Consider the following 1,886-nt stretch of genomic DNA (forward strand, 5'->3'; position numbering starts at 1 on the left):
GTGGCGGCGGCGGAGGAGAAGAGGATGAATGCGTCGAGGTTGTGGTCGGCTGTGAGTTGGTGGAGGTTCCAGGCGGCGTCGACCTTGGGTGCCATTACGGTCGCGAACTGCTCGGGGGTGAGGTTGTCGACCGTGGCGTCGTCGAGGACGCCGGCGGTGTGGATGACGGCGGTGAGTGGGTGTTCGGTGGGGACGGTGTCGAGCAGTGCTGCGAGTTGTTGCCGGTCGGCGGCGTCGCATGCGGCGATGCGGACGTCCGCGCCGAGCGCGGTCAGCTCTTCCTGAAGCCCCTGTGCGCCTTCCGCGTCCGGGCCGGTCCTGCTGGTCAGCACCAGATGCCGGACGCCATGCGTGGTGACAACATGACGGGCTGTCAGCGCTCCAAGGGTTCCGGTGCCGCCGGTGATGAGGGTGGTGCCGTGGGGGTTGAGGGTGAGGCTGTTGCCGGGTGTGGGGGTGTGGCGGGTGAGGCGGGGGACGAGCATGTCCCCGTTGCGCAGGGCGAGTTGGGGTTCGCCGGTGGTGATGGCGTGGGTGAGTTGTTTGGTGCTGTGGGGGTGGTTGTCGGTGTCGATGAGGGTGATGCGGTGGGGGTGTTCGTTCTGGGCGCTGCGGATGAGGCCCCAGAGGGGCGCGTGTACGAGGTCCGTTATGTTCTCGCCGGGGTGGGTGGTGACGGCGCCGTGGGTGAGGACGACGAGGTGGCGGTCGGTGTTGGCGGGGTCGGCGAGCCAGTCCTGGAGGTGCTGGAGCGTCTGGGCGGCGACATGGTGGACCTGCTGGGGGAGAGGCAGCTCTGGGTCGGCTGGTGCCAGTTCGAGGTGGGCGATCGACTCGGGTACCGCCGTGGCGGGTGCTCCAGCGGAGAGGATCGTCCAGTCTCGGTGATCGCCGGCGTTGGTGACGGCATCACCACTCGGAAGGGAGGTCCACTCGACCGCGAACAGCCGGTTGTGGGTACTCGTCCCGGCCGCCGCCAACTGCGCCGTATCCACAGGACGCAGAACCACGTTCTCGATCTTGGCCACCGGCTGCCCGACCGCATCCGCGAGGAGCACACGGGCCGAGCCCGGACCGGACCGCCTGAGATGCACACGCAGGGTGGTGGCGCCTGTGGCATAGAGGCTGATGTCCCGCCACAGGACGGGCAGTTGGGGTTCGTTGTCGTCCGACGGTGACGTGTCATTACCGAGGGTGTGGAGGGCGGCGTCGAGGAGTGCGGGGTGGATGCCGTAGCCGGTGACGTCGGTGTCGGGGTCGAGTTCGATCTCGGCGTAGAGGTCGTCGCCGTCGCGCCAGGCGGCGGTGAGCCCCTGGAAGGCAGGGCCGTACTCATTGCCGCGTGCGACGAGCTCGGTGTAGACATCGGCCGGTGCCATGGGCCGGGCGTCCGCGGGCGGCCAGGCGGTGAGACCGGCCTCCGCTGCCGGAACCGCAGCGGACAGGGTGCCGGTGGCGTGCAGAACCCATGGGGCGTCCGATTCCTGCCGTACGTGAACTGTGACGCGCAGGTCGTCGGAGTCGGGCAGAGGTGCCGTCATTACTTGGAGCTGCAGCGTGGCCTGTTCAGGGATGACCAGAGGCTCGTGCATCTCCAGCTCGGTCAGCCGGGGGTGGTTGGTGTGGTGTCCGGCGTGGAGTGCGAGGTCGATGTAGGCGGTGCCGGGGAGGAGGACGGTGCCGGCGACGGCGTGATCGCTGAGCCAAGGATGCGTGCGCTGATTGAGTGTGCCGGTGAAGACTGTGGTGTGGGTGGTGCTGTCGGCGAGCTGTATCGCTGCGCCGAGGAGGGGGTGGTTGGCGGGGGTGAGTCCGGCGGTGGTGAGGTTTGTTTGTGTGGGTGTGTCGTTGAGCCAGTAGTGGTGGTGTTGGAAGGCGTAGGTGGG

General features: G+C 68.2%; 1 protein-coding gene. It reads right to left on the reverse strand.

The features are described 5' to 3' along the window. On the reverse strand, positions 1–1,886 hold a 1,886-nt coding region (locus ACFWHU_RS38555), incomplete at both ends, for an SDR family NAD(P)-dependent oxidoreductase (protein WP_387231021.1).

Source organism: Streptomyces sp. NPDC060366, from assembly GCF_042725135.1.
Lineage (GTDB): Bacteria > Actinomycetota > Actinomycetes > Streptomycetales > Streptomycetaceae > Streptomyces.